Below are 22,803 nucleotides of genomic sequence, written 5' to 3'. Positions count from 1 at the left end.
AGGGCAGAGGGGCGGGGGTGGGAGGCTGCTCGGAGGGGGTCTGCTGAACGGGGGCCTGCTCGGCGGCAGCGGCAGCGGGGGAGGACGGCGCCGCTCTGCGGTAACAGCCCATTTCGCCACCGCGGGACCGTCGAACGAATTCGACCAGCGCCCTCGGTTGACAGTTCGACAAAATCCTGACGAAACTACTGCCGGATCCAGGTGTTAGCGCTCACATCCGACTGACCTCAACGAAGAGGAGTTCGGCGTGGCCTCACGATCAAGGGTGTTCCGGCGTTCGGCAGAGGCACTGCTGGCCCTGGCCGCGGCCTCGGCGGTGGCGGCCTCGGCGGTGGTGGCCTCGTCCGCCCAGGCGACCGTTCCCACGACCGGGGGAGACGACCGCCCGCCCCGCACCCTCGCCTGGCCGGCCACCGCGGACGGGTTCGCCGGCACCGGCGGCGGCACCACCGGCGGCGCGGGCGGGGCCACGGTCACCGTCACGACCTTCGCCGACCTCGTCCGCTACGCCACGGCCGCCGCCCCCTACGTCATCAGGGTCGACGGCGCGGTCGGCGCCACCCCCTACGGCACCGAGGTGAAGGTCGCCTCGAACAAGACCATCGTCGGCGTCGGCACCCGCGGCCACCTCGTCAACGGCGGCTTCTTCCTCGGCCCCGGCGTCAACAACGTGATCATCCGCAACCTCACCATCCGCGACACCCTGATGGCCTCCGACGACCCGGACGACAAGGACTTCGACTACGACGGCATCCAGCTGGACGGCGCGCACCACGTGTGGATCGACCACAACACCATCACCCGGATGAACGACGGCCTGATCGACAGCCGCAAGGACACGTCCTACCTGACCATGTCGTGGAACGTGCTGGCGCAGAACAACAAGTCGTTCGGCATCGGGTGGACCGAGAACGTGACCGCGCGCATGACCATCCACCACAACTGGATCCGCGACACCAACCAGCGCAACCCCAGCACCGACAACGTGGCCTACGCCCACCTCTACAACAACCACCTCCAGAACGTCCGCTCCTACGGCAACTACGCCCGGGGCGCGACCAGGATGGTCCTGGAGAACAGCTACTTCGACAACGTCGAGGACCCGTACTACCGGGACGCCGCCGCGCAGCTGCGCCAGTCCGGCAGCGTCGTGGTCAACTCGCCGGGCCGGCGGGAGACGGGTGGCTCCGCGTTCGACCCGCGCTCCTTCTACGCCTACACCCTCGACGCCGCCGCGGACGTCCCGGCGCTGCTGCGCGCCTACGCGGGACCTCGACCCGACATCGGGGTCTGAGACCGGTCGTCCCGGAGGGGCGCCGCTTCGCCCCCTCCGGGCCGCCGCGCCTCGCCTTCCCGGAGCCCCCGCGCCTCACCCTCCCCGAGCCCCCGCCCGTCACGCGTGCCCGACCAGGCCGCCCACAGCGCCGCGTACCGCCCACCCGCGGCCAGCAGCCGTTCGTGCGTCCCGCTCTCCACCACCCGACCCGCCTCCACCACCACGACGCGGTCGGCCGTGGCCGCCTGGGTCAGGCGGTGCGCGACCAGCAGGCCGGTCCGCCCGTCCAGGGCCCGCGCCGCCGCCTCCTCCAGCTCCCGCGCGCCCGCGCTGCCCGCGTCCGCGGTCGCCTCGTCCAGGATCGCCACCGGCGGGTCGGCCAGCACGAGCCGCGCGAGGGCCAGCTGCTGCGCCTGCGCCACGGTCAGCCGGTGCCCGCCCTCCCCGACGACGGTCGCCGTCCCCGAGGGCAGCGCGCGCACCCAGCCCAGCGCGCCCACGCGGTCGAGCGCGGCCAGCAGGTCCTCGTCGGAGGCGTCGGGCCGGGCCAGGCGCAGGTCGTCGGCCAGCGGCCCGGCGAAGACGTGCACCTCCTGCGTGATCAGCGCGACCGACCGCACCGCCGAGGCCAGCTCCACCCCGCCGAGGGCGATGTCCCCGGTGGTGGGCCGGTGCACGCCCGCGATCAGCTTCGCCAGCGTCGTCTTGCCCGCGCCGGACGCGCCGACCAGCGCGACCCGCTCACCGGCGCCCAGCTCCAGGTCCACGTCCGCGAGCGCCGGGTGACCGTCCACGTAGGAGTGCCCGACCCCGGTCAGCCGGACCGACGCGTCCGCCGGCCGCACCCGACCCTCCGCCGTCGGCACGGGCTCGTCGGTCACCCCCACCAGCCGCGCCAGGGACGCGCCGGCGGCCTGCACGTCGTCCGCCAGCGCGAGCGCCGCGTTCACCGGGTTGAACAGGTTGTGGAAGTACAGCGCGGCGGCCGCCGCCGTGCCCACGGACACCGAACCCCCGCCCACCAGCAGGAACCCGGTCGCCAGCACGCCCGCCAGGCCGATGAACTCGGCCAGGTTGAGCCGGCCGAAGAACGAGGTCAGCAGCCGGATCCCGCGCAGCGCCAGGTCGACCGCCTCGCCCGACCGCGACCGCACCCGCGCCACGTGCTCGTCGGCGAGCCCGAACGCGCGCACGGTCGCCGCGCCGCCGATGGAGTCCAGCAGCTGCTGTTGCTGCGCCCCGACCGCGACGCGCTGCGCCGCGTACAGCCGCACCGCCCGCCCGCCGTACCAGCGCACCGTGTGCACGTGGATCGGCAGCGCCAGCAGCACCGGCAGGAGGAACCGCCAGTCCAGCACCGCGATGCCGACCACGGTCAGCCCGATGGTCAGCGCCGACCGGGCCATCACCGGCAGCGCGGTGCGCACCGCGTCCGCGATCACCTGCACGTCCCGCGTCACCCGCGAGGTGAGGTCGCCCGCGCCGGCCCCCTCCACCCGCTCCAGCGGCAGGTGCAGCGCGTGCACCACGAACCTCTCCCGCAGGTCCGCGAGCACGCCCTCGCCCAGCCGCGCCACCAGGGACGTGCCGAACGCCGTGGCCACGCCCTGCGCGACGGCCACCAGCGCCAGCGCCACCACCAGCCGGGTGATGTCGGCCGACCCGCCGGTGACCACGTCCACCACCCGCCCCAGCAGGGGCGCGGTGAGCAGGCCCGCCGCGGTGCCCGCGAACAGCACCAGGAACGCCGTCCAGGCCGGGCCGCGGCGCGGGCGCAGCAGCTCGCCGACCGCGGCCCGGGTCCGCGCGCCCGACGCGACCGCCAGCAGTTCGCGCATCAGCTCAACACCGCCAGTCGGTAGTCCTCGTCGGCGACCAGGTCCGCGTGCGCGCCCGAGGCGACCACGGCGCCGGCCGCCAGGAACACCACCCGGTCGGCCGCGGTGAGCAGGGCGGGGCTGGTGGCCACCGCGATCGTGGTCAGCCCGGCCCGCACCCGCTTGATCCCGGCGGCCAGCGACACCTCGGTCACCGCGTCCACCGCGGTCGTGGGGTCGTGCACGACCAGCACCGGGGGCGCGGCGGCGAGCGCGCGGGCCAGCGCCACCCGCTGCCGCTGGCCACCGGACAGCGACCGGCCGCGCGCGGAGACCGGGGTGTCCAGGCCGTCGGGAAGGGCCCGCGCCACGTCGTCGACCCGCGCCGCGGCCATCGCCCCCTCCACCCCGGCCCGATCGCCGCCGCCCGCCGCCACGTTCTCCCGCACCGTCCCCTCGAACAGGTCCGCGTCGTGCGCGGCCACCAGCACGGCCGACCGCAGCGCCGCGTTCTCCAGGTCCGCCAGCGGCACGCCGTCCAGCGCCACAGACCCCGCCTCGGGATCCACCTCCCGCGCCAGCACGGCCAGCAGCGACACCGCGTCGGCCGGGTCGTGGGCCGCCACGCCCAGCAGTTCACCGGGCTCGGCGGTCAGCGACACCCCGCGCAGCGTCCCGGAGGTCACGCCCGACAGCTCCACCCGGCCGCGCACCGGGACGGGCAGCGGCGCGGAGCCGGGCGGCACTGCCGGTGGCGCGGCGAGCACCTCCGCGATCCGCGCGGCCGAGGCGCGGCCCTGCGCGAGCAGACCGGTGACCCAGGAGAAGACCGACAGCGGCCACAGCAGGAACTGCGCCAGCCCGACCGCCGCCACCAGCTCGCCCACGGTGATGGCGCCGGACGCCGCCAGGTGGCCGCCGACCAGCGCCACGACCGCGAGGAAGACGCCGGTCATGGCCAGCATCGAGCCGTCCAGCCAGGCCCGCGACCGGGCGGCGCGGATCGCGGCGCCCATCGACGAGCGGCTGGTCTCCCGGTACCGCCGGGCGGCGGTGGCCTCCGCGCCGATGCCCTTGAGCGCCCGCAACCCCGCGACCAGGTCGGCCGCGACCCCGGAGGCGAGCGCGGCCCGGTCCTGCTCGGCGTCGCTGCGCCGTTCGAGCGGTTTGCCCAGGAAGTGGGCCAGCACCAGCAGCAGCGGCGTGGCGACGAGCACCAGCAGGCCCAGCACGAGCGAGACGCGCAGCAGCGCCACCGCGCCCACCAGCAGGCCCGCCAGGGCGGCGAAGGCGGTCGGCAGGGCGAGGCTGACCTGGCCGACCCGCTGGGCGTCGCCGGTGGCGATGCTCGCCAGCTCGCCGGACAGCCTGCCGCCGACGCCGCCGTCCGCGGCCAGCACGCGCCCGGCCAGCCGGGTGCGCAGCTCGTGCGCGGCCCGGTGCGACCCCTGCTCGCTGAGCCGGATCGAGAGGCGCCCGCTGAGCGACAGCACGAGGAACACGACCGCCAGCACGCCGATCCAGAGGGCCAGCCGACGGCCGGAGCCGGTGCGCACCGCCTCGTCGACGACCGCGCCGATCACCAGCGGCACGGCGGCCTCGCCCGCCTGGTGGGCGGCGCCCAGCAGCGACGCGGAGACCACCGTCCTCCACTGCCCGGCCACGGTGTCCCTGAGGATGGTTTTCACCCGGAGAACTGCCTTCCGCTGGATGATCAGGTGAGGCTACCCTAAGGGCCGAAGAGGGCTGGATCACTCCCGCGGCACGGGGACTTAGGTTAGGGTAACCAAAGTTCGATCATCCCTGTTGTCGTACCGATGGGACAGCCATGCCACGACCACCGGTCTTCGACGTCCTCGGCGTCGGCTTCGGGCCCTCCAACCTGGCCCTGGCGATCGCCGTCACCGAGCACAACGCGGCCGCGGCCGCCGAAGACGTGGTGGCCGCGCACTTCCTGGAGCGGCAGCCCGGGTTCGGCTGGCACCGGGGGATGCTGCTGGGCGACGCGACCATGCAGGTGTCCTTCCTCAAGGACCTGGTCACGTTGCGCAACCCCAACAGCACCTTCTCGTTCCTGAGCTACCTGCACGGCAAGGGCAGGCTGGTCGACTTCATCAACCACAAGAACCTCTTCCCGCTGCGCGTGGAGTTCCACGACTACTTCGAGTGGGCCGCCGACCGGGTGGACGACCTGGTCTCCTACGGCACCGAGGCGGTCGCGGTCGAGCCGGTGACCGAGGGCGGCGTGGTGACGCACCTCGACGTCACCTCCCGCACCGCCGGGGGAGGGGTCGAGGTGCGCCGGGCCCGGAACGTGGTGCTGGCCACCGGCCTGCGGCCCGCGCTGCCCGAGGGCGTGCGCCCCTCGGCGCGGGTGTGGCACAACCGGGACTTCCTGCACCGCGTCGAATCGCTGACCGACCCGCGGCGCCTGGTGGTCGTGGGCGCCGGGCAGAGCGGCGCGGAGGTCACCGCGCACCTGCACGAGCGGTTCCCCCGCGCCGAGGTGTGCGCGGTGTTCGCCCGCTACGGCTACAGCCCGGCCGACGACAGCCCGTTCGCCAACCGGATCTTCGACCCGGCCGCGGTGGACGACTACTTCGCCGCGCCCGACCACGTCAAGCGGATGCTCATGGACTACCACGCCAACACCAACTACGCGGTGGTCGACCACGACCTGATCGAGGAGCTGTACCGGCGCGCCTACCGCGAGAAGGTGCTCGGCGCGCAGCGCCTGCGGCTGCTCAACCTGTCCCGCGTGGCCGAGCTGCGCGACGACGGGCCGGTCCTGCGGGTCGTGGTGGAGTCGTTGGCCACCGGGCGGCGCGAGGTGCTCGACGCCGACGCGGTCGTCTACGCCACCGGGTACCGCGAGGCCGACCCGACCGACCTGCTCGGCGAGCTGGCCGGCCGCTGCGCCCGCGACGAGCTGGGCCGGCTGCGCGTGGGCCGCGACTACCGCCTGCACGCCGGCGACGGCCTGGCCGCCGGCCTCTACCTCCAGGGCGGCACCGAGCACACGCACGGCATCTCGTCGTCCCTGCTGTCCAACACCTCGGTGCGGGTGGGGGAGGTGCTCCGGTCGGTGCTCGACCACCGCGCCGCGGCCGTTCCCGCGCCACCGGAGTTCGCGATCAGCGCCTCCCCCGCGAGCTGAGCACCGGCTCCGCGGCGGACAACCGACCTCAACCGGAGGAGAGAACCGTGACCAACCCCTTCGACGACGCCGAGGGCAGCTTCCACGTCCTGGTCAACGGCGAGGAGCAGCACTCGCTGTGGCCCGCGTTCGCCGAGGTCCCGACCGGCTGGACGTCCCGCTTCGGCCCCGGCACCCGGGAGGAGTGCCTGGCCTACGTGGAGGAGCACTGGACCGACCTGCGGCCGCTGAGCCTGCGCGGCTGACCGGGTTCGGGGCGGTCGGGTCTGGGGCTGCCGGGTGCGGAGCCGCGGGGTTCGGGGCCGCCGGCAAATCGGGTGGCCCCGTTCCACGCGGCCCCCTACGGTTCGCCCGTGCACCACGGCGAGTTCCGCGACCCCAGGATCATCCCGCTCTACGACGCCCAGTACGGCTGGAGCGCCCCCGACGACTTCTTCCGCTCCGTGGTCGGGGAAACCCCGAACGCCCGCGTGCTCGACCTCGGGTGCGGCACGGGCCGGCTCACCCTCGGGCTGGCCGCCGCCGGGCACGCCGTCACCGGGGTGGACCCGGCGCGGGCCTCGCTGGATCTGGCCCGCGCCAAGCCGGGCGCCGAGCGGGTGACGTGGGTCGAGGGCACCTCCGCCGACCTGCCCGCCGCGGCGTTCGACGTGGCCGTGATGACCTCCCACGTCGCCCAGTTCCTGGTCACCGACGCGGAGTGGGCGGCTGTGCTGACCGACCTGCACCGGGCGCTCGTGCCGGGCGGGCGGCTGGCGTTCGACTCCTTCGACCCGCGCGCCCGCCGCTGGGAAACGTGGAACCCGGTCGACAGCCGCCGGGTGGTCGTGCTGGACGGCGTGGAGGTCCCCCAGTGGACCGAGGTCACCTCCGCGGCGGACGGCCTGGTGTCGTTCACCCACCACTACGGGTTCCCGGACGGGAAGCGGACCGGCACCGGCACCATGCGCTTCCGCGGCGAGGAGGAGTTGCGGGAATCGCTGCGCGCGGCCGGTTTTTCCGTCGAGCGGGTCTACGGCGGCTGGCACCGCGAACCCGTCGGCGCGCCCGACGGCGAGCTCCTGGTGATCGCGCGCCGGGCCTGAACTCACCCCCGGGTGGACCCGCGCCGGCCCTGAACCCGCCCCGGGGCGGACCCGCGCGCGGTGAGCAGGAAGGCGGGCGAGGACCAGTAGTCGTGCAGCGGCTCGACCACCGCGTCGGTGAAGCCGGCGCGCCGGACCTGCTCGACCCACCGCGCCGCCGGCTGCGGTCCCGCGTCGCGGGGCCCCCGGGACCGGCCACCCGGTCGAAGACCGCGGCGCCCAGCCTGCGCCGCACCTCCGCGGGGTCCAGCAGCTGCCGCAGGTCGTCCACGTCCACGGCAACCGCCTCCCACCACCGCACGTCCATGACAGCTCCAGTATCCGGATTCGCGGGGGGTGGTGCACAACGGTCGAGGACCCGGTCCTCTGTGGTCCATTGTGGACTGTTGTGGCGCGGGCGCCGGCGGCCGGGTCCACCGGGCCGCCGGCGCCCGCGATCAGCTCACATCTCCGTGTCGGCCCACCAGTGGATGGCCAGGTCCACCCTCCTGACCCGGTGACCGAGGGCCGGGGTGAGATCGGGGTCGTTGGAGGAGATGCCCACCGACAGGCCGATCGCGCCCCGGTCCGCGAAGCGCTCCCGGAGGTCGGGATTGGTGCTGTGCAACTTGGAGAGGTTTTCGGTCAACCGGCAGCGGAAATCGGCCCACCGCTGCCGGGGTGTCTGGCACTTCAACTCCACGACCATGACGGGCGGTACCGCCGCCCCGATCGGGCTGAGCGCGTTGAACACCAGGTCCGCATTCTTGGCGGGGTTCTCGTAGATCGGGACGTTGGCGCCGGGGACGATGTCGACGTGGGTCGAGGCGTCGAGTTCCTCCTGATTCTGGAACTGGCTCTTCAGCCACAGCGGGAACTGCGTGGTGGCCCACACCTCCCAGCCGCCGCTGAACAGCGACACGTCCCTGATCGCGTCCCGCTCCGCTTCGATCCATTCCGCGAGCGCGTCGATGAAGACCACGGGGTTGATGGTGTTGTAGGGCATGGTCGAACTCCTTGGGGATTGAGGGGGAGGGGGCGCGGGGCGCGGAGGAGTCGCGCCCCGCGCCCCGGGACGGCGGACGGGTGTGGGGTGTCACCCGCGGTCGAGCGGGCGGCTCGGGCCGCTGCCGGTCCTCGACCTCGCCGTCCTCCGCGGTGCGCCGGCCGGGGATCCGGCGCCGGGCACCGACGGCAGCTCGCGGATGTAGAGGCTGCCGAGCTGCGGGTTGCCGTTCGCCCGGCCGCCCTTGAACCGGTGGACGCCGTCGGCGTAGTCGAACAGGACCTGGTAGCCCGGCGCGGTGAGCCAGGCCGGCGACATGACGTCCGCACGCCGAGGTCCACGGCCTGCTGGTAGACGCACGGGTTCTGGTACTGGGTAGATTCGTTGCGGACCGTTGGGGAGTACTTGGTGGGCATGCCTTCGACGGCGTCCAACATTCCTTTTGCGTCGCGTTCTGCCGATCGGCGGGGACCGGAGTCCTTGGTTCTTCTCCGGCTTTGTCGATCGGTTTTCCCGCCGAAATCGGTACGCGCCGGCGGGGATGCGGTGTCAAGAAGTTCGGCACCCCCCGATGTGTCTGCTCTTCATTCACCCGCATTTGTTCTTGTCGGCGGGCGCGCGTGTTTTCGCAACGCGGAACGAGAGGTGGCACGTAGCGGGAGTCGTGCGAGTTGAACTGCCGGCAGTGCCGGGGGGAGTTCGAGGCGCGGGCCACCGGCCGGCCCCGCCTCTACTGCTCGGCCGCGTGCCGGCAGCGCGCGTTCCGGGCCCCGGCGGCTCACCGAGCGGTCGGCCACGGCGCTGCCGGGTCAGCTGGAGGCGCTCGCCGTCGAGCTGCGGGACAACGCCGAGGTCATCCGGTTCCTCGCCCGCGGGTGGAGCCCGCTGGAGCCCGGCCCGTCCCTGGCCGAGCTGATCGAGGTCACGGCCGAGGTGGCGGAGCGGCTGCGGGAGCTGGGCGGGCACCTGGACGACCTGCCGTCGGGGCGCGGTGACGGAACCCGGAACGCAACGCCGGGCCCCGTCACGCCTCGGGGGGACCCCCGGAGGGCTGGCGAACCCCGAACGGGGAGCGGCGCACCCGCCGCCGGCGGAGCGGATCGGGTTGGATCGGGGGGTGACCACCTTCGCGATCGTCGGCTCCGGCTGGCGGGCCGAGTACTTCTGGCGCCTCGCCGCCGCCCTGGACGACCTGACCTGCGTCGGCGTGGTGTCGCGGGCGCCCAAGGACCTGCCGGTGCCCGTCCACCTGTCCCTGGACGACTGCCTGCGGGCCGGACCGGACTTCGTGGTCACCGCCGTTCCCTGGTCGGTCACCCCGGGCCTGGTCGTCGAACTCGTCGACCGGGGCGTCCCGGTGCTGGCCGAGACCCCGCCCGCCCCCGACCTCGACGGCCTGCGCGCCCTGTGGGCCAGGGTCGGCGGCAGCGGTCTGGTGCAGGTCGCGGAGCAGTACACCCGGATGCCCGCCCACGCCGCGCGCATCGCCCTCGTCCGGAGCGGCGTGCTCGGCGACCCGACCCGCGTCGACGTCTCCTCGACCCACCAGTACCACGCCGTGTCGCTCATCCGGACCCTGCTGGGCGCCGGGCGCGGTCCGGTGCGGGTCCGCGCGACCCGCCACACCGCGCCGCTGGCCGACCCGATCACCCGCGCGGGCTGGGCCGACCCCGTCGAGGTGAAGCCGGCCACCACGACGATCGCCACGATCTCCTTCGAGGAGCACGGCACGCTGGGCGTCTACGACTTCACCGACAACCAGTGGCACAACCAGCTGCTCCTGCGCCGCCTGCTGGTCCGCGGCACGAGGGGGGAGCTGCGGGACCAGGAGGTCGTCCACCTGGCCGCCGACCGCACCATCACGCGCAACCCGGTCGTGCGCCGGCAGACCGGCTACGACCTCGACCTGGACGGCTTCGACACCGACCACATCACGTTCAACTCGGAGGTCCTCTACCGCAACCCGCACCAGGGGCGCAGGTGGAACGACGAGGAGATCGCCATCGCGACCCTGCTCCAGGACACGGCCGCCTGGGTGGCCGGCACGGGCCCCGAGCCGTACCCGCTGGCGGACGGCGTGCACGACCACCGCGTCGCGCTGGCGATCGAGGAGGCGGCGGACCGGGACACGACGGTCACCACGACCGCCGAGCCGTGGTCGTGAACACCGGCGGGGCCGCGGTCGGCCGCTGACGCGGCGCCGGCCGCGGTGCTCCCGGGCCGCCGGGCGGGGCGCGGCCGGTCCGGCACCGCACCGTCGCCGCCCCGCCCGGGACGTGCCCGGTCAGCGCGTGGCGGCCTCGGCCGCGCGGACCGCGTCCTCCACGGTGTCGTGCAGCGGCAGCAGCCGGTCCATGGCGGTCAGCTCCAGCGACCGGCGGACGCTGCGGCCGGCCACCACGTGCACCGGCAGTCCACCGCGGCCGGCGCTGTACTCGCGGACGTGCGCGAGCGCCGCGATCCCCGACGAGGCGAAGAAGGTCACCTCGGAGAAGTCGAGCACGAGCGCGTCCGCACCGCTGTCGAGCAGTTCGACGCAACGCACCCGCAGGGCGTCGCTGTTCGCGAGATCGATGTCACCGACCTGTCGCAGCACGGTGACGGTGCCGCGGACGTCGGTGCTGATCGCCGCCGAAGAGGAGTTGGATTCGTTCACGTGCACATGATGCCTGTTCACCCAAGGTGGCACTCGATGAGCCGAACGTGACTCTTCGTGTGAACGAACTCGGCCATTGCCGCGCCACATTGCTCCGAAACGCACGTTTGACAGCACCTCACCGGGTATGACCTGCGTTCGAAGAAAGAATTCCGTCCGGGGCGAACCGCCGGCAGTGGGTGGTGCGAATACGGGGGAGGGGAACGTGTGAGGCCCGGTTGTTCCCCTTCGCGGCCGCACGCGGGCCGCGGCGCCGGCGCCGGGCAGGCGGATCTGCCCGGCGCCGGCGACCGGGGGTGAACCGCGCCCCGCCGCCGGCCGTATCCGCGGTTGTGCGCGTCGACCAGCCACCCGGCAGCGCCCGGCGCCTCTGCGCGGGCTTGAGCGTCGCCGCGTTCCTGCTCGGCCTCTGGCAGCTGATGTCGCCGGTCGCCCTCGGCTACGGCTTCACCGAGCCGTCCGCCGCGGTCCGCGACGCCGTGGTGGCGGGCGCGGTGGTCGTGGTCGTCGCCCTGGTCGGCATGATGGCGCCCCTCGACGGCCGGTGGCCGGGACCCGTGCTGGTCCTGGCGGGCTGGTGGATCGCCGCCGTGCCGTGGCTGACCGGCGTCCGCCCGACCGACACCGCCGCCCTGGGCAACGCCCTGGTCACCGGGTGCGCGGTGGCGTTGCTCGGGATCGCCCTGGCGCAGGTCGCCCGGGTCCGCCGCTGACGGCGGCGCTTCACACGACCAGCACGAGCTTCCCGCGCGCGTGGCCGGCGTCGATCACCCGGTGCGCTTCGGCGGCCTCGGCCAGCGGGAGGGTGGCGGCCACCGCGGTGACCAGCTCGCCCCGCGCGGCGAGGTCCGCCAGCTCGGCCAGCCGCCCCGCGTCGCGCCGGGAGTTCGCGCTGAACGTGATGCCGAGGTCCCCCGCCGCCGGGTCGGCGATGGTGACGATCCGGTCCGTGCCGCCGCGCAGCTCGATCGAGTCCGGCAGCGCGCCCCGGCCCGCGACGTCGAACACCGCGTCCACGCCCGAGGGCGCCAGCTCGCGCACCCGGTCGACGAGGCCGGGACCGTAGGTGGTCGGCGTGGCCCCGAGCGCGGCCACGTGCTCCTGGTTGCCCGGCCCGGCGGTGCCGATGACCCGGGCGCCCGCCGCGACGGCCAGCTGCACGGCGATCGTGCCCACCGCGCCCGCCGCGCCGTGGACGAGCAGGGTCTCCCCGGCGGTGACGCCCAGCAGGCGCAGCACCCGGTCGGCCGTCTCACCCGCGACCGGCAGCGCGACCGCCCGCTCCCAGTCCAGCGCGGCCGGCTTGCGGGCGAACGTGGTCAGCAGGGCCTGCTCGGCGTACGCGCCGGTGTCGGCGAACCCGAACACCTCGTCGCCCACCGCCGCACCGGTGACGTCGGGACCGACCGCGTCCACCTCGCCCGCGACCTCCGAGCCGAGCACGGTGGGCAGCACCGTGGTGAACGCGGACTCCATGGCCCCGGACCGCACCTTGGCGTCGAACGGGTTGACCCCCACCGCGCGCACCCGCACCCGCACCTGACCGGCCCCGGGCTCCGGAACCCCCACGTCGGCCGGCCGCAGCTCCTCCGGCCCACCGAACCGCTCCAGCACTACCGCCTTCATCGTGACGTCCCTCCGTGGCGCCGCGGCCGCCGGTGCGGCCGGGACGGCGAGGCTGCCGACGGTATCGCCGGTGCCGGGCGTGTCCCGGTCGGGGGACGGGTGAAGGACCGGCCACCCCGGCTCTCGACAACGCCCGAGTGCCCGGCGCCTGCGGCTTCCAGCACGGCTCGCTGGTCCCCGGGCCTCCGGCACCGCCTGCCGGTTCCCGCCACCTCGGCTCCGACGTGCCCCGCGGCCTCGGCTCCGGCACCGCCGCCGTCCCCGCCACCCGGGCGTCCGCCACATCCCGTCCGGCCCACCTGCCGCACCCACTCCACCCAGCACTCCGCTGTTTCCGCGCGCAAAAACAACGAATGTGCTAAAAATGAAGGTTGGCATTACCCGAGAAATTGCCGGGCAGATACAACCAGTATAGCACGAGGGGCAAGCATGACCACCGGGGAATTGTCCGAGGAACAAGAGAAGATCGCATCCATGCACGCCAGGCTCGACCAGGAGCGAGCCGAGGCGCAGGCCGCCCTGGACGCCGCCCTGCGCGACGCCGACGAACAGCGCTGGCACCGCGAGGTCACCGTGCGCACCAGGTCCGACCAGCTCAGCCGCCTGAAGGTGGCCGAGGACGGCCTGTGCTTCGGTCGCCTCGACACCGCCACCGGCGAGCGCTCCTACATCGGGCGGATCGGTTTGTTCGACCCCGGGGACGACTGCGAACCGCTGCTCCTGGATTGGCGCGCACCCGTCTCCCGCCCGTTCTACACGGCGACCGCGGCGAATCCCGAGGGGGTGACGCGGCGGCGCCACTTCCACGTCCGCGGGCGCGTGCTGGAGAGCTTCCACGACGACGACCTGCACGTCACCTCGGAGACCCTGCTGGCTGCGTTGAACGCGCCCCGCGCGGGGACCATGCGCGACATCGTGGCCACCATCCAGGCCGAGCAGGACGAGGTGATCCGCCTGCCGCACCGCGGCGTCCTGGTGATCGAGGGCGGTCCGGGCACCGGCAAGACCGCGGTGGCCCTGCACCGCGTCGCCTACCTGCTCTACGCGCAGCGCGAGCGGCTGTCCCGGCAGGGCGTCCTGGTGATCGGCCCGAACCCGGGGTTCCTGCGCTACATCGGCGAGGTGCTGCCGTCCCTGGGCGAGACCGACGTGGTGTTCGCGACGCCGGGTGAGCTGTTCCCGGGCGTGCGCACCGACCGCGAGGACACCCCTGAGCTCCAGGCGCTGAAGGGCGGACTGGCGGCCGTGGACCTGGTGCGCGAGGCGATCGCGGACCGCGAGGAGCTGCCGGACGAGCCGATCCCGGTCGAGCTGGAGGACGTCACGGTGCCGCTGACCGCGCCGCTGGTCGAGGTGGCCCGCGAGATCGCGCGCGCCTCGGGCCTGAAGCACAACGAGGCCGGGCCGGTGTTCCGCCGCGCGCTGGTCGACGTGCTCGTGCCGCCCGCGCTGGAGCTCATCGGCCTGGACTGGCCCGAGCTGGCCGACGACGTGCGCCGGGAGCTGACCCGTCACCCCGACCTGGCGCGGGCGGCCGCCGAGCTGTGGCCCGTGCTGACGCCGGAGGGCCTGCTGGCCGACCTGTACGCGGGCCGCTGCTTCGCCCTGGGCTACCCGGAGCTGCACCGGGACGACCCCGGGGCGTGGACGGTCTCCGACGTGCCGCTGCTGGACGAGGCCGCCGAGCTGCTGGGCACCGACGGGGCGGAGGAGCGCCGGGCGGCCCGGGAGCGCCGCGAGGCCGTCGAGTACGCGCGGGGCGTCCTGCACGTCGTCGACACCGACGCCGAGATGCACGAGGAGGAGCTGCGCGCCGTGGACCTGGTGCACGCCGAGTGGCTGGCCGACCGCCACACCCCGGCCGACCACCGCGTGCTCGCCGAACGCGCCGCCGCCGATCGCGAGTGGACCTACGGGCACGTGGTCGTGGACGAGGCGCAGGAGCTGTCCGCGATGGACTGGCGGCTGCTGCTGCGCCGGAGCCCCAACCGCGCCATGACCGTCGTCGGCGACCTGGCGCAGCGGCAGGCGGAAGCCGGCGTCCGCACGTGGCACGACGTCTTCGACCGCTACGTCCCGGACCGGTGGCGGTACCACCGGCTGACGGTCAACTACCGGACGCCCGCTGAGATCATGGCCTGTGCGGCGCGGGCGCTGGCCGAGGTCGACCCCGACGCGGTCCCGCCCACCTCGGTCCGCACCGGCGAGCCGCCCACCGAGGTCACCGGCGGCGACCCGGAGTCCTTCCGCCCGGAAACCGGCACGTTCGCCGTGATCAGCGTGGACGGCCCGCTCACCCCGCGCGCGTCGAAGGGCCTGGAGTTCGACGTGGCGGTGGTGGTCGACCCGGACCGCATGACCCCGCCCGAGCGCTACGTGGCCCTGACCCGGGCCACCCAACGCCTGGTGATCCTGCACAAACCCACCTGATCCGCGCGAGTCGTACGTTCAAACCCACCGTGTCGTACGTTCAGGACCCCCGAGTTCAACGTTCAGGACTCCCGGCCGACCCGATCGGGGGTACGCGAACGTAGAACTCGGGGGTCGCGAACGTACGACACGGTGGTCCTGGACGTACGACTCGCGCGGGGTGGCGTGTAGGGTGCGCGGCTGCGTGGTGGCGGTCGGGGGGAATCAGGGGAATCAAGTGGTAACGGTGGGGGAGGGTTCCGCGGCGGTCGGGGACCGGTGGCGGGTGGCGGCCGAGCGGTTGCTGCCGGAGGCGCCGCGCAGCGACCTGCCGCGCGGGCGGCTCGCGTTCGGGTTCGTCGTGGCGTTCCTGGGCGCGGTGGGGTTCCAGCTGCTCATGCCGGCCGGGTGGTCGCGGCTCCAGCGGGTCTGGGCCGAGGATGGCGCGCGCTTCCTGCTCGACGGCATCACACAGCCGTTCGCCACCAACCTGGTGTCGCCCTACGGCGGCTACCTGCACACGATCCCGCGCCTGGCCGCCGAGCTGGTGTCGGTGCTGCCGCTGGAGTGGGCCGCCACCGGGTTCGCGGTGCTGGCCGCGGTGCCGCGGGCGCTGGTCGCGCTGGTCGTCTTCGCCGCCTCGGCGGGCCACCTGCGCTCGCTGCCGGTCCGGTTCGCGCACGCCGCGCTCGTCGTGGTGCTGCCCGTGGGCAACTCCGAGCCGCTGGACAACGTCACCAACCTGCACTGGTTCCTGCTCTACGGGGTGTTCTGGGCGCTGCTGTGGCGGCGCGAGCCCCGCGTGCCGGTGGCCGTGGTCGTCTTCGTCGTGCTGGCCACCCTGTCCAGCCCGCTGGTGGTCCTGCTCATCCCGGTCGCGCTCCTGCGGTTGGCGCTGCGCCGGGACCTCGCCCTGCCCGTCGCCTTCCTGGGAGCCGCGGCGGTGCAGGCCGTGGTCATGGTCTTCGCCGAGCGGAACCCGTACTCCCGCGACCCCGTCGACCCGGTGCAGGTGGTGCTCGCCGCGCTGCTGCGGGTGCCGGTGGCCGCGTTCACCGGCTCCGAGCAGGTCGAGCGGTACTACCCGGCGCTGGGCAACGCGCCGGTGCTCGTGACCCTCGTGCTGGTCTGCCTGCCGGTGCTCGCCGGGCTCCGCTGGGGCGGCCGGCCCGGTCGGCTGCTGGTGGCGCTCGGGCTCGGCTACAGCGTGCTGGTGATCGTGGTGACGCTGACCACCAACTGGGGCCAGGAGCTCCAGGTGCAGCAGCCAGGCGTGGTGCTCGCCGCGCAGCGCTACAGCATCGCGCCGTGCCTGTTCCTGTTCGCCGCGGTGGCCGTCGGCCTCGACGCGGTGCCCCGGGAGACGTGGGCACGCCTGGCGGTCAAGACGGGGCAGGTCGTGTTCGCGCTCGTCGTGTTCTGGAGCGTGGTGCAGCACGTCCACGCGCGTGGCGGCGTGCTGGAGGGCCTCCCGTGGGGCGACAGCGTCGCGCGGGCCCGCGAGCAGTGCGCCGCGGGCGGGCCGGTCGGCCGGTTCGAGCACCAGCCGGACGGGTGGTTCTTCCACGTGCCCTGCGCCTACCTGGGCCGCTGATCCCCGCGCGACCGGTGCCCGCAGGCCCCACCCCCGCACGACCCGTCCCCGCACGACCGGGCGCGTTCGCGCAGGAACGCGCGTTCGGCGTCGTTGTCGGCCAGGGCGATGGCCCGCTCGTACTCGGCGGTCGCGTCGAGGCCGAGGCGGCGCAGCAGGTCGGCCTTGACCGCGGGCAGGTAGTGGTAGCCGGCCAGCCGCCGGTCCCGCTCCAGCTCCGCCACCTCGGCCAGCGCGGCGGCCGGGCCGCGGACCTCCGCCACCGCCACGGCCCGGTTGAGCGCCACCACGGGTGACGGCCACACCCGGGCCAGCTCGTCGTAGAGCACCAGGACCTGCGGCCAGTCCGTCTCGGCGTACGTCGGCGCGGTGGCGTGCAGCGCCGCGATCGCGGCCTGGAGGGCGAAGCGACCCGGGCGACCGCCGCGCAGCGCGGCCACGACCAGGTGGTGGGCCTCGTCGACGGCGTCCCGGTCCCAGGTCGACCGGTCCTGCTCGGCCAGGGTCAGCAGGCGGCCGTCGGTGGCCGTGCGGCCGGCCCGGCGCGCGGAGTTGGCCAGCAGCAGCGCCAGCAGGCCGCGCACCTCGCGCTCGTCGGGCATCAGCCGGTGCAGCAGGCGGGCCAGGTCGAGCGCGTGCCCGGCGAGGTCGTCCCGGGTCAGCGCGCCGCCGGAGGGCGCGGTGTGCCCGGTGGTGAACAGCAGGTGGATCGTGGTCAGCACGGCGTCGAGCCGGTCGGGCAGCTCGGCGGCGGTGGGCAGCCGGAACGGCACGCGCGCGGCGGCGACCTTCTTCTTCGCGCGCGTGATCCGGGCCGCCGCGGTGGGCTCGGGGACCAGGAGCGCGCGGGCGACGTCCGCGGTCGCCACGCCGCACACCAGCCGCAGCGTCAACGCCACCCGCGCCTCCGGGCTCAGCTCCGGGTGGCAGCACAGGAAGACCAGCCGCAACGGGTCGTCGGGCGGTGTCAGGACCTCCGGCGCGGTGGCGGGCTCCACCAGCAGGTGCAGCTTCGACCGCAGCGTGCCCGCCCGGCGCAGCGCGTCCACCGCCCGGTGCCGGGCCGCCGTGGTCAGCCAGGCGCCGGGCCTGACCGGCACGCCGTCGCGCGCCCAGTCGCGCAGCGCGGCGGCGTAGGCGTCCTGGACGCAGTCCTCGGCCAGGTCGAGGTCGCGGGTGACGCGCACCGTCGCGGCGAGCACGGCGGCCCACTCGCGGCGGTGCGCGTCGGCGACCGCGCGTTCGACCCCGCTCACACGTCCAGCAGCGGCCGGACCTCCACGGCCCCGGCCACGATCGGCAGCAGCCGGGCCACCTCGACGGCCTGGTCCAGGTCGACGGCCTCCACCACGAAGAACCCGGCGATGACCTCCTTGCTCTCCAGGAACGGCCCGTCGGTCACCAGACCGCCCCGGTGCACCGTGCGGGTGCGTGCGCTGGGTTCCAGGGCCTGCTCGTGGACGACCCGCACGCCCATGGCGGCGATCAGCTCACCGGCCCGGATGTTGGCCTCCATCACCTCCGGCGGGATGTCGGCGACCCCGCCGGGCGTCTCCTGCTCGTAGATCAGGATCGCGTACTGCGGCAAGGCGCGTCCCCCGTCCCGGGTCACCAGTTCCCCGTCTCCGGGCCCATCTCACCGTAGTGGAGCCCGCCGGCGCGCTCGTACCGGTTCACCAGGACCCCGCCCGCGGTCGTCGTGCCCGCGAGGGTGAACGTGGCCGGGCCGGTCCCCGCCCCGAACAGCCGCTTGCCTGCGCCGATCAGCACCGGGACCACTACCAGGTGCAGCTCGTCGACCAGGTCGTGCGCCAGGAGCGACTGGACCAGCTCGCCGCTGCCGTGCACCTGGACCTCACCGTCCCCGTCGCGCTTGAGCGCGGCGACCGCCTCGACGACGTCGCCGGCGAGCAGCGACGAGTTGCGCCACGACACCTCGGTGAGCGTGCGCGAGGCGACGTGCTTGGGCACGGCGTTGAGCTTCGCGCCGATCGGGTCGTCCTCGGCCAGCGGCCACGAGGCGGCGAAGATCTCGTAGGTCCGGCGGCCGAGCAGCAGGGCGTCCGCGCGGAGGGTCAGCTCCGAGATCCCCGCGACCACCTCGGGGCCGAGGTGCGGCACGGCCCAGCCGCCGTGGGCGAACCCGCCGTCGCGGTCCTCGTCCGGACCGCCCGGCGCCTGCACCACCCCGTCCAGCGAGATGAACGCCATGACCAGCAGTTTTCGCATCTGTCCTCCTCCGGGAGGGCGTCCGGTCGACACCCCCTCGCCACTACGGCGAACGGGTCGCGGCGAAATCGACACCTCCTTGCCGGATTGACGGCAAACGGGCTTTGCTGCTGAATCATGTGGGATTCCGTTCGAACATGGAGGTTCGTGGATGCCTCGCCTGGGCGTTCTCGTGGCGGTTGTGGCGGTCGTGGTGGGTTCGGCCGGGACGGTGGCGCCGACGAGCGCGGCGGGTGGCGCACCGCCCAACACCCCGTCGACGAGCACCTCGCCCTCGAGCGCCTCGCCGCCGGGCGGTGACCTCTACGCGTACCTGGAGGACCCGCGCAAGGTCGCCGAGGGCCAGGAAGCGCCGCACGCGTTCCTGCGCCCGCAGGCCGACACCGCCGCTGCGGTCCGCGGCGACGAGCGCGGCCCGTACAGCCTCGCCCTGGACGGGGAGTGGCGGATCGCCATGGCCGACCGGCCGGAGGAGGTGCCGGCGGGCTTCCACGCCGAGGGCTACGACACGTCGGGCTGGCGGCGGGTCACCGTGCCGCACACCTGGCAGACCGACGGCCTGGACCACCCGATCTTCCGCAACATCGCCACCGAGGTGCAGCCGGACGACCCGCCGCGGGTGCCGCGCGACGTCAACCCCACCGGCGCCTACGCCCGCGACTTCGACGTGCCCGCCGGCTGGCGCGACCGCCGCGCCTTCCTCCGGTTCGAGGGCGTGACCTCGGCCTACTTCGTCTGGGTCAACGGCCGGTACGTCGGCTACGACCAGGGCGGCTACACGCCCGCCGAGTTCGACGTGACCGACGCGCTGCGACCGGGCCGCAACCGGGTCGCCGTGCAGGTGCACCGCTGGAGCGCGGGCTCCTACCTGGAGGACGTCGACCAGTGGCGGTACTCCGGCATCTTCCGCTCGGTCGGCCTCTACGCCACGCCCGCCACCCACGTGCGGGATGTGACCCTGCGGACCGACCTGGACGAGACCTACACCGACGCCACCCTGACCGCCGACGTGGAGATCGCCCACGGGCCGGGCGGCACGACCGGCGCGCACCGCGTCACCGCGAGCCTGCGCGACGCCCGCGGCCGGGAGGTCGGCCGGACCTCCCAGCCGGTGGACGTGACCGGGCCGGGCGCGCGGGTCCGGCTCACCCTGCCGGTGCGCGACCCGGCGAAGTGGACCGACGAGACGCCGAACCTGCACACCGTCGTGCTCGTGCTGACCGGCCCGGACGGTCGCACCACCCACATCACCGGCGAGACCACCGGGTTCCGCGAGATCGAGGTCCGCGACGAGCAGCTGCTGATCAACGGCAGGCGCACCCTGTTCAAGGGCGTCAACCGGGCCGAGACCGACCCCGACCACGGCAGGCACGTGCCGCGTCCCGCGCAGGAGCGCGACGTGGCGCTGATGAAGCAGCTCAACGTCAACGCGGTGCGCACCTCGCACTACCCGTCCGACCCGTACTTCTACGAGCTGGCCGACCGGCACGGCCTGTGGATCGCCGACGAGGTCGACATCGAGACCCACAACCACGAGAACTGCCGGGTCTGGTGCCAGGCGGACCAGCCGGAGTGGCGCGACGCGTTCCTCGACCGCTTCACCGCCATGGTGCAGCGGGACAAGAACCACCCGAGCGTGTTCCTGTGGGACACCGGCAACGAGGCCGGCCTGGGCGCGCACCACCACGCGATGGCCGAGTGGCTGGACGCCAACGAGCCGACCCGACCGAAGTACCACCAGTCGAACAACCCGGACGGCGACGCGCCGTTCGCCGACGTCCGGGGCCCGCGCTACCCGTCACCGGAGAGGTTCGCCGAGCAGGCCCGCACCACCACCAAGCCGCTGATCCTCGGCGAGTACGCGCACGCCATGGGCAACAGCCTGGGCAACTTCCGCGAGTTCTGGGACGTCGTCCGCGCCAACCCCGCCGCCCAGGGCGGCTTCATCTGGGACTGGGCCGAGCAGAACATCCGGCAGCCGGTCCGGGTCGTGCCCGACGCCTCCGGCCACGACATCCCCGCCCACCTGTCCGGCGCGCCCGAGCTGGTCGACGGCCGGCGCGGCAAGGCGCTGCGCCTGTCGGGCCTGGACGACTTCGTGGAGGTCTACCGGGACCGGCGGCTCGACATCACCGGCACCGCGCTGACCCTCGACGTGTGGGTCAAGCCGGAGCGGTGGACCGGTGACTTCCGCATCCTGGGCAAGGGCGACCATCAATACGCCCTCAAGATGAAGACCGAGCACACCCTCGAGTTCTTCATCCACAGCGGCACCTGGCGCGCGGTTCAGGCCCCGGTGCCCGCCGACTTCTACGGCAACTGGCACCGGGTCAGCGGCACCTACGACGGCACCGCGCTGCGCCTGTACCTCGACGGCCGCGAACTCGCCTCGACCCCGTTCACCGGCGCCATCGACCCCTCGTCGGCCGAGGTCAACATCGGGCGCGACTTCGAGACCTCGTGGAACGACCCGTCGAACGTCGGCCGCATGGCGCAGGGCGCGTTCGACGACGCGCGGATCTACGACCGGGCGCTGAGCGCCGAGGAGCTCACCGCGCCGATCCCGGTCGGCGGCGCGGTCCTGGCCCTGGACTTCGACCGCGTCGAGGAGCGCGGCACGCACCTGTCCTACGGCTCCAGCCTGTCCGGCGTCGACGGCCTGGTGTCCGCCGACCGCGACCCGCAGCCCGAGACGACCCAGATGGCCTGGGCGCACCAGCCGCTGCGGTTCGGCTGGGCCGACGGCGTGCTGTCGGTGCACAACGAGCGGGCGTTCACCGGCACCGACGACCTGGCGCTGCGGTGGCGGGTCCAGGAGGGATCGCGCGTGGTGGCCCGCGGCGAGCAGCCGCTGCGCGTGGCGGCGGGGGAGACCGGGACCGTCCGGCCGCGCGTCCCGGCCAACCCGGGCGACCGCGAGCGGTTCCTGACCGTGGAGGCCGTGGTGGGGGCGGAGCAGCCGGTGCTGCCCGCCGGGCACGTGCTCGCCCACGACCAGTTCGCCCTCGGCGGCACGCGGGTCCCCGGCCTGGACCGGGCGCCCGGGTCGGGGCGGGTGCACGTCTCCGACGGGGCCGACTCGGTCACCGCCTCGGTCCGCGGCGTCACCTACGAGGTGGACAAGGGGACCGGCGCGCTGTCGTCGATCCGGGTGCGCGGGCGCGAGCTGCTGCACGGCGGGCCGCGGCTGGACGCGTGGCGGGCGCCGATCAGCAACGAGACGTTCGCCTGGGGCCGGGCCGAGGGTGAGGACTGGCGGCGCGTCGGCCTGGACCGGCTGGAGACGACCACCACCGGCGTCCGGGTCGAGCCCGACGGCGACGGGGTGCGGGTCGTGGTGGACAGCCGGGTGGCCGCGCCGGACGTGACCGGGGCCTGGTTCGACCAGGTCATGACCTACTCGGTCGACCGGACCGGGACCCTGCGCCTGGGCCACCGGGTGACGCCGCAGGGCGCGGTCCGGGACCTGCCGTACCTGCCGCGCATCGGGGTGTCACTGGCCGTGCCCGAGCGCTACGACCGGTTCACCTGGTACGGGCGGGAGGCCGAGAGCTACGTCGACCGGGAGGACGGCACCCCCATCGGCGTGCACCGCTCCACCGTGGCCGGGCAGTACGTGGAGTACCACCGGCCGCAGGACCACGGCAACCACACCGACACCCGCTGGGCCCTGCTCACGGACGGCCGCACGGGCGGGTTGCTGGTCGCGGGCGCGCCGGAGGTGGGCGTCACCCGGTACGACGACCTGGACCGGGCGGCCTACCCGTTCCAGCTGCGCCCCAACGACGGGTGGCACACGCTGCACGCGAGCCACGCCGTCACCGGGGTGGGTGACACCCCGAACCCGGTGCGGGAGCGCAGCCGGGTGCGGCCCGACACGACCTACGAGCACACCCTCACGCTGCGGCCGCTGACCCCGGCCGAGGCGCGGGCCGGGCTGCCGGCGGGGGGCTGATCGGCAGGTGCGGT

18 protein-coding genes are annotated in these 22,803 nt (G+C 74.3%); 9 read left to right on the top strand and 9 right to left on the bottom strand.

The genetic code is table 11. The features are described from left to right. Positions 1-247: 247 nt before the first annotated feature. A complete protein-coding gene (locus Q5530_RS08420) occupies positions 248-1,294 on the top strand; it encodes a pectate lyase family protein (RefSeq protein ID WP_415361669.1) in 1,047 nt (348 codons plus the stop codon). On the opposite strand, the gene Q5530_RS08415 is transcribed toward Q5530_RS08420, so the two are convergent. Together Q5530_RS08415 and Q5530_RS08410 are read right to left on the bottom strand one after the other, a co-directional pair. Beyond that, positions 1,261-3,117, bottom strand: coding sequence for an ABC transporter ATP-binding protein (locus tag Q5530_RS08415; RefSeq protein ID WP_415361688.1), 1,857 nt, complete (start codon positions 3,115-3,117; stop codon positions 1,261-1,263). The genes Q5530_RS08420 and Q5530_RS08415 overlap by 34 nt on opposite strands. Beyond that, positions 3,114-4,781, bottom strand: a complete 1,668-nt coding sequence (locus Q5530_RS08410; protein WP_415361668.1) for an ABC transporter ATP-binding protein — start codon at positions 4,779-4,781, stop codon at positions 3,114-3,116. The genes Q5530_RS08415 and Q5530_RS08410 overlap by 4 nt, the downstream gene beginning before the upstream one ends. A gap of 140 nt (positions 4,782-4,921) precedes the next feature. Here Q5530_RS08410 and Q5530_RS08405 point away from each other — a divergent pair, with 140 nt between their 5' ends. The 3 genes from Q5530_RS08405 (at position 4,922) to Q5530_RS08395 (ending at position 7,335) form a co-directional block, all read left to right on the top strand. After that, positions 4,922-6,250, top strand: coding sequence for a lysine N(6)-hydroxylase/L-ornithine N(5)-oxygenase family protein (locus Q5530_RS08405; protein ID WP_415361667.1), 1,329 nt, complete (start codon positions 4,922-4,924; stop codon positions 6,248-6,250). Between the two features lie 47 nt (positions 6,251-6,297). After that, complete coding sequence (locus tag Q5530_RS08400; RefSeq protein ID WP_415361666.1) at positions 6,298-6,495, top strand: MbtH family protein; 198 nt, start codon at positions 6,298-6,300, stop codon at positions 6,493-6,495. Positions 6,496-6,603: 108 nt separating this feature from the next. After that, complete coding sequence (locus tag Q5530_RS08395; protein WP_415361665.1) at positions 6,604-7,335, top strand: class I SAM-dependent methyltransferase; 732 nt, start codon at positions 6,604-6,606, stop codon at positions 7,333-7,335. 442 nt (positions 7,336-7,777) lie between these two features. On the opposite strand, the gene Q5530_RS08390 is transcribed toward Q5530_RS08395, so the two are convergent. After that, on the bottom strand, positions 7,778-8,320 hold the full coding sequence (locus Q5530_RS08390) for a hypothetical protein (protein ID WP_415361664.1): 543 nt from the start codon (positions 8,318-8,320) through the stop codon (positions 7,778-7,780). Between the two features lie 90 nt (positions 8,321-8,410). Continuing rightward, on the bottom strand, positions 8,411-8,638 hold the full coding sequence (locus Q5530_RS08385) for a hypothetical protein (protein WP_415361663.1): 228 nt from the start codon (positions 8,636-8,638) through the stop codon (positions 8,411-8,413). 799 nt (positions 8,639-9,437) lie between these two features. Here Q5530_RS08385 and Q5530_RS08380 point away from each other — a divergent pair. Next, complete coding sequence (locus Q5530_RS08380; RefSeq protein WP_415361662.1) at positions 9,438-10,484, top strand: Gfo/Idh/MocA family protein; 1,047 nt, start codon at positions 9,438-9,440, stop codon at positions 10,482-10,484. A 120-nt stretch (positions 10,485-10,604) separates the two neighbouring features. Here Q5530_RS08380 and Q5530_RS08375 read toward each other — a convergent pair whose 3' ends face one another. After that, a complete protein-coding gene (locus tag Q5530_RS08375) occupies positions 10,605-10,976 on the bottom strand; it encodes an STAS domain-containing protein (RefSeq protein WP_380640138.1) in 372 nt (123 codons plus the stop codon). Positions 10,977-11,308: 332 nt separating this feature from the next. On the opposite strand from Q5530_RS08375, the gene Q5530_RS08370 reads away from it, so the two are divergent. Continuing rightward, complete coding sequence (locus Q5530_RS08370; protein ID WP_380640136.1) at positions 11,309-11,689, top strand: SPW repeat domain-containing protein; 381 nt, start codon at positions 11,309-11,311, stop codon at positions 11,687-11,689. Between the two features lie 10 nt (positions 11,690-11,699). Here Q5530_RS08370 and Q5530_RS08365 read toward each other — a convergent pair whose 3' ends face one another. Further along, the gene (locus Q5530_RS08365) at positions 11,700-12,602 is read right to left on the bottom strand and encodes an NADP-dependent oxidoreductase (protein WP_415361661.1); all 903 of its coding nucleotides are present in this window, start codon (positions 12,600-12,602) and stop codon (positions 11,700-11,702) included. 429 nt (positions 12,603-13,031) lie between these two features. On the opposite strand from Q5530_RS08365, the gene Q5530_RS08360 reads away from it, so the two are divergent. Both Q5530_RS08360 and Q5530_RS08355 read left to right on the top strand, forming a co-directional pair. Beyond that, the gene (locus Q5530_RS08360; RefSeq protein WP_415361660.1) at positions 13,032-15,032 is read left to right on the top strand and encodes a UvrD-helicase domain-containing protein; all 2,001 of its coding nucleotides are present in this window, start codon (positions 13,032-13,034) and stop codon (positions 15,030-15,032) included. Positions 15,033-15,258: 226 nt separating this feature from the next. After that, the gene (locus Q5530_RS08355) at positions 15,259-16,605 is read left to right on the top strand and encodes a hypothetical protein (RefSeq protein ID WP_415361659.1); all 1,347 of its coding nucleotides are present in this window, start codon (positions 15,259-15,261) and stop codon (positions 16,603-16,605) included. Here the strand turns inward: Q5530_RS08355 and Q5530_RS08350 are convergent. The 3 genes from Q5530_RS08350 to Q5530_RS08340 are packed head-to-tail and all read right to left on the bottom strand — an operon-like array spanning position 16,590 to position 18,834. Then, on the bottom strand, positions 16,590-17,861 hold the full coding sequence (locus tag Q5530_RS08350) for an RNA polymerase sigma factor (RefSeq protein WP_415361658.1): 1,272 nt from the start codon (positions 17,859-17,861) through the stop codon (positions 16,590-16,592). The genes Q5530_RS08355 and Q5530_RS08350 overlap by 16 nt on opposite strands. Next, entirely contained in the window at positions 17,858-18,193 is a 336-nt protein-coding gene (locus Q5530_RS08345; protein WP_415361657.1) for a YciI family protein, read from the bottom strand. Before Q5530_RS08345 ends, Q5530_RS08350 begins: the two co-directional genes overlap by 4 nt. Before the next feature lie 20 nt (positions 18,194-18,213). Then, positions 18,214-18,834 (bottom strand): dihydrofolate reductase family protein, encoded by a 621-nt coding sequence (locus tag Q5530_RS08340; RefSeq protein ID WP_415361656.1) that lies wholly within the window; start codon positions 18,832-18,834, stop codon positions 18,214-18,216. Positions 18,835-18,985: 151 nt separating this feature from the next. Here Q5530_RS08340 and Q5530_RS08335 point away from each other — a divergent pair, with 151 nt between their 5' ends. Then, complete coding sequence (locus tag Q5530_RS08335) at positions 18,986-22,789, top strand: glycoside hydrolase family 2 TIM barrel-domain containing protein (RefSeq protein ID WP_415361655.1); 3,804 nt, start codon at positions 18,986-18,988, stop codon at positions 22,787-22,789. The last annotated feature ends 14 nt before the right edge of the window (positions 22,790-22,803 follow it).

The sequence above is a fragment of the Saccharothrix sp. BKS2 genome (assembly GCF_047689505.1).
In the GTDB taxonomy this organism is placed as follows: Bacteria; Actinomycetota; Actinomycetes; order Mycobacteriales; family Pseudonocardiaceae; genus Actinosynnema; species Actinosynnema lopnurensis.
This window is presented reverse-complemented; position numbering and strand designations above follow the sequence as displayed.